At 36.3% G+C, this 2,896-nt stretch carries 4 protein-coding genes; all 4 read right to left on the bottom strand.

Going from position 1 to position 2,896, the window contains the following annotated elements; translation table 11 throughout:
* Positions 1–96: 96 nt before the first annotated feature.
* Genes E6A48_RS03375 through E6A48_RS03360 form a run of 4 tightly spaced genes read right to left on the bottom strand, consistent with a single transcriptional unit; the run spans position 97 to position 2,687 of the window.
* A complete protein-coding gene (locus E6A48_RS03375; protein WP_219708584.1) occupies positions 97–651 on the bottom strand; it encodes a 2-oxoacid:acceptor oxidoreductase family protein in 555 nt (184 codons plus the stop codon).
* Between the two features lie 13 nt (positions 652–664).
* Positions 665–1,399: a thiamine pyrophosphate-dependent enzyme gene (locus E6A48_RS03370; protein WP_219708582.1), complete on the bottom strand. Its 735-nt coding sequence runs from the start codon at positions 1,397–1,399 to the stop codon at positions 665–667.
* Positions 1,396–2,451 carry a 3-methyl-2-oxobutanoate dehydrogenase subunit VorB gene (gene vorB, locus E6A48_RS03365; RefSeq protein WP_219708580.1) on the bottom strand — a complete coding sequence of 352 codons (1,056 nt, stop codon included), beginning with the start codon at positions 2,449–2,451 and terminating at the stop codon, positions 1,396–1,398. Before vorB ends, E6A48_RS03370 begins: the two co-directional genes overlap by 4 nt.
* Entirely contained in the window at positions 2,451–2,687 is a 237-nt protein-coding gene (locus E6A48_RS03360) for a 4Fe-4S dicluster domain-containing protein (RefSeq protein ID WP_013244455.1), read from the bottom strand. Before E6A48_RS03360 ends, vorB begins: the two co-directional genes overlap by 1 nt.
* Positions 2,688–2,896 lie beyond the last annotated feature (209 nt).

The following is a 2,896-nucleotide window of genomic DNA, read 5'->3' as shown; positions in this document are numbered from 1 at the left end:
GTTTGATATGGATATTTTAACATAAATTTTAAAGCCCCATCGTAATAATGACAGGGCTTTTTTAAATAATTAAAATAATTAATTAAAATGTTTTATTTAAGAAACTAAATTTTTAACTGCATCTCTTCCAGCATTTAAAGCTTTTTCATTTCCAGGTAAAAACTCTTTTTTTCTTTCACCAAACACCTTTAAGAAAGCTTGCTGAATGCTGTCGAAAGAAACAATATTTTGAAGTGTAAGCAAAGCACCAAGCATAACCATATTAGCAGCCTTAGGGTTACCAATATCGCCTGCTATTTTGTTCGCCTCTACATAAGCAACACGAACATCATTTCTTGAAGCTTTTTTTTCTATTAAAGAAGAATTGATAAGAAGCACACCATTAGGAAGAACATCTTTTTCAAATTTAGTTAATGAAGGAAGGTTCATTATAACAGCAGCAGTAGCATCATGCGAAACAATGGGAGAGCCAACTAGTTCATCACTCACAACCACAGAACAGTTAGCTGTACCTCCACGCATCTCAGGTCCATAAGAAGGGCACCAAGTAACATGCTTATTTTCTATCATTCCCGCATAAGCAATCATCTGCCCCATAGACATAACACCCTGTCCGCCAAAACCAGCAAAAATTAATCTTTCTGTACTCATATTTCCTCCTTAATTAACCGTCATTTCTAAAATTGCCAAGCGGATAATGAGGAATTAGATAATCTCTTATCCATTTATGCGATTCAGTTGGAGATATACCCCAGTTAGTAGTACAGCTTGTAAGCATTTCTACTATAGAGAAACCCTTTCCAGCAATCTGATTTTCAAAAGCCTTTTTAGTAGCCATTTTAGCTTTTCTAATATTTGCAGGAGTATCCAAAGCAACCCTCTCAACAAAAGTAGCCCCTTCAATAGTAGCAAGCATTTCGCAAACTCTTATAGGTTTACCAGCTCTGTGGAAATCTCTTCCAGCCTGAGTAGTAGTAGTCTTTTGACCTTCAAGAGTTGTAGGAGCCATCTGTCCGCCGGTCATACCGTAAATAGCATTGTTTAAGAAAATAACAGTAATATTTTCACCGCGTGCTGCAGCATGCACTATCTCAGCAGTACCAATAGCAGCTAAATCTCCATCTCCTTGAAGCGTAAATACCACGCTGTCTGGAATAGCCCTCTTTACTCCAGTAGCAACCGCAGGAGCCCTACCATGTGCCGCCTGCTGCATATCGCAAGAAAAATATTTATAAGCAAGTACAGAACATCCTACAGAAGCTATACCTACTGATCTATCTAATACACCCAGCTCTTCTAAACATTCAGCAATTATTCTTTGTGATACACCATGCATACAACCAGGGCAATAATGTGTCCTGCTATCAGTAAGCCCCTTAGATTTTTCAAATACTATCATAAAATACCTCCTGCAAACTCTCTAACATGCTCTATTATCTCATAAGCTGCAGGAACTAATCCGCCAGCTTTACCAAAAAACTTAACAGGTACCCTGCATTCAGTAGCAAGCTTAATATCATCAATCATCTGCCCCATACTCATCTCTATAGAAACATACATTTTACAATTAGGATTATTAAATGCTTTTACAGGGAAAGGCCATAAAGTTTGCGGGCGAATCATACCTACCTTTTTACCCTCAGCTCTAAATGTATCAACAACTCCCCTCACAACCCTAGACATAGTACCGTAAGAAACAAGTATAATATCAGCATCATCTGTTTTATAATTTTCAGCCCTTGCCTCTTTCTCTTTTATTTCATTATATTTCTCTTGAAGATGTATATTATGTTGATAAAGCAATTCAGGCTCTAAATAAAGTGAATTAACAATATTTTTCTCTCTTTTTCCTCTATGACCGCAAGCAGCCCAAGTTTTCTCTTTTAATTCATATTTAGGTTTATATATAATTTCTACAGGCTCCATCATCTGACCAATAAAACCATCAGCAGCTACATAAACAGGTGTTCTATAATGGTCAGCAATGTCAAAAGCTTCCATTATCATATCTGCCGCCTCTTGTAGATTTGCAGGAGCTAAAACAGGACAATTATAATCTCCGTCTCCGCCTCCTCTAGTCATCATATTATAATCGCTCTGAGCAGGCTGTATACTTCCAAGCCCCGGACCGCCACGCATAACATTAAGTATAACAGCAGGTATCTCAGCACCAGCTAAATATGATATACCCTCTTGTTTTAAAGCAACACCAGGTGATGATGATGATGTCATAGCACGCACTCCAGCTCCGCCTGCACCATAAACCATATTAATAGCAGCCACCTCGCTTTCTGCCTGCACAAACTTTCCTCCAGATTCATACATAGCCTTAGACATAAACTCTGGTATCTCGTTTTGCGGTGTAATAGGATATCCAAAAAAACATTTACATCCCGCAGCAATAGCCGCAGTAGCCATAGCCTCATTACCTTTCATCAAACTTCTAGCCATTATTTACCCTCCTTTTTCTCATCAAGTCTCTCTACTTTTATACATATATCTGGGCACATCATGGCACAGTTAGCACAGCCTATACATTTCTCCATGTCTGTAACCGCTGCAGGATAATACCCCCAAGAATTCATATTTTCCTTATCTAAATACAATATCTTGGTAGGACATACAGACACGCAATTTGAACAACCCTTACATTGTTCACTATCAATAATAACACGACCTTTAGCCATATTACCTCCATTTATTTTTTAATAAAATTTATATAATTGACTATACTTTACAAAATTTCTTTACCTATAATTAGTATATTAAAAAAATAATGTTTGTCAAAATATTGCATATTATTTTAAATTATTAATAAAAATTTATGAATGATAATATATAACTATTATTTATAGTAATAAATGTCTAATTTGTTTAATCCATTAAAGAATTGAAG

The organism is Brachyspira pilosicoli, assembly GCF_019402445.1.
In the GTDB taxonomy this organism is placed as follows: Bacteria; Spirochaetota; Brachyspiria; order Brachyspirales; family Brachyspiraceae; genus Brachyspira; species Brachyspira pilosicoli_B.
This window is presented reverse-complemented; position numbering and strand designations above follow the sequence as displayed.